Source organism: Nostoc sp. FACHB-133, assembly GCF_014698055.1.
Classification (GTDB): Bacteria; Cyanobacteriota; Cyanobacteriia; order Cyanobacteriales; family Nostocaceae; genus Nostoc.
Window position 1 is genome coordinate 1 of the sequence record NZ_JACJSH010000136.1, and the last position, 5,725, is coordinate 5,725.

Genomic DNA, 5,725 nt, shown 5'->3' on the forward strand with positions numbered 1-5,725 from the left:
ATACCCTTAAACGGCTGCCCATATACCTGTTACCGTGGTAGATACATTATGTGTATTTACTTATCTTTACACAATTTGGTTTTTTCACCCTGTCCTACTTAAAACAACTGCCAATGCTCGATTACGTCAGTGCAGGGATCGCGTTTTACATTACAATGCTTCCCGTACAAGAGTGGATACTAGAATTCCGCCTCGGTTATCTTGGTCGCTACTGGAGCCTGATAAGTGTTGCTGGCTTATTCATTGGCTTTTTGCTCTGTCTGCTGATATTTGTGCCATTGATTATTAACATGACACTAGATCCGTTCAAATATCCAGATCATTTTGTCATGAGCGGGATCGCTGCGGTGATTTTTGGTGCAATACTCTGGCTGGGACAGTGGCTAATACTGCGGCAGACTGAGTTGACACCAAGAATTTTTGCGCTCATCAATACAGTAGTTGGAATTTCTGTTTTCTCTGTGCTGGTATGGTTCAATCAAAAAAGTTTGCAGTGGAGCGGTGGCCCGATTGAAGGCTGGAGAACCGGACTCATCTTTCTAATGGGTGGAACAATTACCGGAGCCGCGACGGGTAAGGCTTTGGATTTTTACTGTGGACGAGTTGAGCAGCGATTAATCAGACTTGAGAGGGAGAGGGTAGAACAAGAAACCCAAGAGCGAGAAAGGCTCTTAAGAGAAAAGCTTGAGAAGGAGAAATTAGAGCAAGAACTCCTAGAAGCAGAGATGGCAGAGCGGAAAAGGAAACAACGGGAGGCGGCTCAAGAGGAAGAACGTTTGTGGTACGAAGAACATGGTCAAGACTATGCAGACTATGCAGATTATGAGGATGAGGAAGAGTAACTTTGTGCTGTAATGAACCGATTAAGTCTGTTAAAATTCGCTTTTGCCGTTACTGGGGTTTTTCCTATAAAGAGTCTGTTAATTCTGTTGTGGTTTGAATAAGATTTTGGGTGCGATTAGTTGCCAGGGTAATCGCACTCATTTTCTTGTTCACCCATCTGTACAACTGACATTAATTTTCTTGAGAAAGAAGAGCTTGTAACTGCTGAACTTGTTCAAGACTTAAACCCGTGACTTGTGAGATTTCTTGCACAATCATTCCTCTTTTGAGTAAATTTAATGCAATCTCTTCTCTTGTTTTTTGAGCGCCTTCCTGTTGCCAACTGGTTACAATCTCCATAATTTCCTCCTGTTCATCTAATCCCATTGTACTGATTGCCGCTTGAAAGACCTGTTTCTCAGTATCGTCGAGCCGCAAATAAGTATCAACGAACCCAGAAATTAGTTGCATCCTTGCTGGGTCTAATTTTAAGGTCGCCAGCAAGCGCAAACATTCCGCCTTTACCTGCGGACGTTCTAGCTTGGAAATATTCATTTTCGACATTAATGCTGCCGCCACCGGATTGGGCTGGGTGAGAAAATCCCGCCAACTTAAACGATTCAATTGGATAGCAGCAAACTGAAACTCCAGCACTTTTAAGTCGCCAAAGGTGACACTATAATTTTGAGGTTCGGCGCGTTTGGGTTCATCAAAAGAAAAAATCACCACTGGGTAGATAGGGAGATCATATTTTTCATGCAAACGGGCAAAATACTTAAACATGCGCTTTGCAAAGGCTGTTTCAGTGTAAGACTGGTTTTCTACGTGAATTAGAAAACAAGTGTCTTGTTGTTTATAACGCACCTGCGCCAGTAAATCAATTTCCTTCTTTTCGCCAGAAGTGACATCATTAAATACCTCCTGCGGTAAAAACTGGATAGAATTACGATCTATTTGGCTGGCTACTTGAGGCAGAAACAAATCAAGTAAATCAATAAAAAACGTAGATAGTAATTCTTTGAAAAGCCGGTCGTGGTCAATCATAATATTTATCTTTAACTTTCATAACACTCATTCTATTTTCAGGCTAAGATTTTTACTAAAGCTCAGTATTGCATATACCAAATATCTCTGCAATCCACTAGAATAAAGAGATGATAATCTGATTTATGTATATTAACTATTAAAACAGACTTCATGAGATATAAGGTATGAAATTATCAGACTTATCAGCAGAAAGCCTAGAAAAAATTAAGGCAGTTAGATGGGATAGGATTATTGAAAAACATGAAGGTCCAGAGGATTGGGAATCAGTTCTCAGATATGAACAGCCAGAATTTTTGTCAGTTCAAGGATGTCCGATATTATTACCTGTAGATAAATCACATCATCCTAATATCACCATAATCCGGTGTATCTGGAGTATGGATAACAACTCTGTAACTGTTTTTCTGTCTGATACTACCTATGAAGATGATCCTTTTTTCTCTGGATTTATGGCGGTATGCGATCGCTTGAAGGGAGAGGAATTTTTTTTAGCAGTTTTATACCATGAATGGTTTATTATTGAAAGAGCAGGAGTTTTTGAATAATCCTGTTACGTTAGGATTTTCAAATATTATTCAATAATAATTATTTTACTATCTAATTAACTCTGACAACATTTGCTCAAGAATATCTTCCATAATTGACTCGTCCGTGGAGCGTAAAGAAACTGGGCCATCAAGAAATTCTTGAATAGTGATTTTCTTTTCTTTAAAGACTTTAACAAAATCTCGAATATCAGAAATAACGCTAATTTGATTGTCAATTGTTTCTACCATATCAGTCATAGCGTCAATACCTTTCTGTGCGCTTTTTCTTGATCTGTTTGAGTAGTGATTGATGTTGTTTTTCTAGAAACTCTAAGCGGATATGTAATTGAGACAGAGCTAGCGGAGTTACTTTAATTGATTGCGATGGAACTGTAGTTTTTCGAGGCATGAAACACGTCTATAAGTTTAAAGTTTAAAATAGAACTGTCGCATTACTTAGGGAATGCGAAAAAAGACACCTCAATGACTGCCATAATTGCTAGGCGTATTCTGGTTTAATCGCGGATTTTAAAAGTCATTATCCGTAAAGGGAACTATGGATGGTAAAAACTTTTGAAAAGAAGGGTAAAATTGTAATCTTGCTTCATAGTCATCTGTTTGTGATATTTCTAGCTCGATTGTTTGCTGATTTTTTTCATCAAAAAGCAATTGGATTTGATAATTTGTCCAGAATTGCTCACCTAGTTCATCTTCTAAATCGAAAAGCCGTTCTTCATCACCCCATATATTTGACCAAAGTCCGATCCTATTAGCCCGAAAATGATTTTGACCTGTTGTATCTGCAATGACAAAATATGCTTCGACATTTAAATCAAATCCCAAATCATCGGCTTCTGTCTCTGCTATTTGACAGTTAACCACTATTAAGGTATCGGGGTTAACGTTTACTACCTGTTCTTGACGCTTTAATAATTCTTGTAGCACGAAATCAGGCAACAACTGGGAACTCTCCTCAAGTAATTGTTTTTGAGTTTCTGGGGAGTAACGAGTTTTTAACTCTTGCGTGATTAAAGTTAAAATATATTCACTAGCTAAATTGACAACTATCTTTTTATCTGCGGGATTAAGAAAACTTCCAACATTCAGATTAATGTGTTTTTTAATTGGCATAGTTCTGTAAAATCCTTTTGAACAGTTCATACTCATCTACAAATAAAGCGAAGGCAAGGAAAAATATTACCTTAGCTTCAGTGATCCGTTTTTATCAAGACGTACTTCCGAGTAATTGCATCCTTAAACTCATAATTATCAATGACTGTTATTTGATAGCCTATTATGTTCATCCTCTAATATTTAAAAATGCCACAGTGCTTGACCAATTAACGGATTGGTTGAGTAAGTAACGAACAAATAAATTTTTAATAATATTTATTTCCTCACTGGTCAAATTTGCAGCCAGACGATCTGCGTAACTTGGTCGATTAAGATTAGCAGCAAATAAACGCTTGATAAAATTATCAGAGATGTGCATTGGTGTCAAATACTTTTCAACAACCACTTGTACACAGTGTCCATTTGAGGCAAAAGCGTGACGCAAATCGTCAGCATCCCAGTTAAGCATGGGGTCAGAGGTATCTGTATAAATAGCTTCTTCTGCTAAAACTAATCGCTCATACAATTGAGTATCGAGATTTTGGCTGGGCAGTAAGTGGTAGAACCTTTGGGTATGACGAGGTACTGTCTCACTTAAAATAAGCTTGACTGAGTGCGGGAGCAATTGACCTAAAATTTGAGCAGCAAGTCCCTTATCTAGTTCTGAGGCCAGTACATTGCGCCCGATAATAGAGTCAAACTGTACATTTGGCGCAAGAGATGCAAGCATTGCAGGTATCTGTGCAACAGATGCAGTAAAAACTATTGGTCGCATTGTTTCAGGAAGTGCCGCAGCAAGTTCATTTAAAGCATTGGCATCAGAACTATTGCGAACACAGGCATAAACCCCACCTTCAGGAACTTGCCGAATTGCTTCCCAAGTAAGTAAACCAGTGGCGGCATTTAGATCCAATACTAAATGATGACGTTGTAATTGAGCGAAATTGAAAATGCGATCGCCTACGGCGGGGCGTAGCCCATCGCGCACAGATGCTAATTGTGTACTGACTTGAGAAAGTGTGCGTTGCAACCAGCGCTCATCTGCTCGGTCAACAGTTCCATAAGTCATGACTTCCATTGGTGCAACACCAATACCTTCTACTATTGCGGCAAGTTGAGCTTCTCGACGACGTGCCACTTGTGTTGCGATTTGATGTTCATAACCTTGGGTTGATGGTTGATAAAACAATTGACCTTGCAAGCTCTTGGGTAAATATTGCTGTTCTACCCAATGATCTCGGTAAGCGTGAGGATAGAGATAACCAGCCCCATGCCCAAAACCTTTTTTATCCCGATTGGCATCTTTAAGGTGAGTAGGGACTTCTGCAACATTTTCAATTTCTACTGCGGCTAAAGCATCAAAAAATCCCATAATGCTATTGGATTTTGGTGCAGTCGCTAAATAAAGTACTGCCTGCGCCAAATGATAACGTCCTTCTGGCATTCCCACGCGGTCAAATGCTTCAGCACAAGCATTTGTAACGACAACTGCTTGTGGGTCAGCTAATCCGACATCTTCGCTAGCAAGAATTAACATCCGCCGGAAAATGAAACGCGGGTCTTCACCTGCATAAACCATTTTGGCCAGCCAATAGAGTGCTGCATCTGGGTCAGAACCCCGTAAGCTTTTGATAAAAGCACTGATGGTATCAAAATGGGCATCCCCTTCTTTGTCGTATAAAACAGCACGTTGTTGAATTGATTCTTCTGCCACTGCTAGGGGAATATGAATAACACCTGTAGTATCGGGGGGCGTAGTCTCTACAGCTAGTTGCAAAGCATTCAATAATGAACGAGCATCACCATTAGCAACATTAACTAGATGAGCTAAAGCATCTGTGTCAATTTGCACTGTTAACTTGCCATAACCGCGTTCCGAATCGAAGAGTGTTTGCTCAATAATTTTGTATAAATCTTTATCAGTTAATTGCTGAAGTTGAAAAATCCGCGAACGGCTTACGAGTGCCTTATTGACTTCAAAAAAAGGATTTTCGGTGGTAGCACCAATGAGAATGATTGTACCATTCTCTACCCAAGGCAATAGAGCATCTTGCTGAGACTTGTTAAAACGATGGACTTCATCGACAAAAAGAATAGTTCGTTGATTATGAAATTTAAGTAGGACAGGGTGAAAAAACCAAATTGTGTAAAGATAAGTAAATACACATAATGTATCTACCACGGTAACAGGTATATGGGCAGCCGTTTAAGGGTAT

At 39.4% G+C, this 5,725-nt stretch carries 6 protein-coding genes and 1 pseudogene; 2 read left to right on the forward strand and 5 right to left on the reverse strand.

Going from position 1 to position 5,725, the window contains the following annotated elements:
* The first annotated feature begins 113 nt into the window (after positions 1–113).
* On the forward strand, positions 114–842 hold the full coding sequence (locus H6G86_RS37550; protein ID WP_190938636.1) for a hypothetical protein: 729 nt from the start codon (positions 114–116) through the stop codon (positions 840–842).
* A gap of 172 nt (positions 843–1,014) precedes the next feature.
* Here H6G86_RS37550 and H6G86_RS37555 read toward each other — a convergent pair whose 3' ends face one another.
* Positions 1,015–1,866, reverse strand: a complete 852-nt coding sequence (locus H6G86_RS37555) for an Rpn family recombination-promoting nuclease/putative transposase (protein WP_179076256.1) — start codon at positions 1,864–1,866, stop codon at positions 1,015–1,017.
* A 167-nt stretch (positions 1,867–2,033) separates the two neighbouring features.
* On the opposite strand from H6G86_RS37555, the gene H6G86_RS37560 reads away from it, so the two are divergent.
* A complete protein-coding gene (locus H6G86_RS37560) occupies positions 2,034–2,414 on the forward strand; it encodes a hypothetical protein (protein WP_104910156.1) in 381 nt (126 codons plus the stop codon).
* Between the two features lie 48 nt (positions 2,415–2,462).
* On the opposite strand, the gene H6G86_RS37565 is transcribed toward H6G86_RS37560, so the two are convergent.
* From H6G86_RS37565 to H6G86_RS37575, 4 genes and pseudogenes are all read right to left on the reverse strand, one after another.
* Positions 2,463–2,654, reverse strand: coding sequence for a hypothetical protein (locus tag H6G86_RS37565; protein WP_190938637.1), 192 nt, complete (start codon positions 2,652–2,654; stop codon positions 2,463–2,465).
* A 13-nt stretch (positions 2,655–2,667) separates the two neighbouring features.
* A pseudogene (locus H6G86_RS40295) lies at positions 2,668–2,805 on the reverse strand (molecular chaperone DnaJ); the annotation flags it as partial.
* A gap of 119 nt (positions 2,806–2,924) precedes the next feature.
* Positions 2,925–3,527, reverse strand: coding sequence for a hypothetical protein (locus H6G86_RS37570; protein ID WP_242065180.1), 603 nt, complete (start codon positions 3,525–3,527; stop codon positions 2,925–2,927).
* A gap of 169 nt (positions 3,528–3,696) precedes the next feature.
* The gene (locus tag H6G86_RS37575) at positions 3,697–5,691 is read right to left on the reverse strand and encodes an AAA family ATPase (RefSeq protein ID WP_313931629.1); all 1,995 of its coding nucleotides are present in this window, start codon (positions 5,689–5,691) and stop codon (positions 3,697–3,699) included.
* Positions 5,692–5,725: the final 34 nt, after the last annotated feature.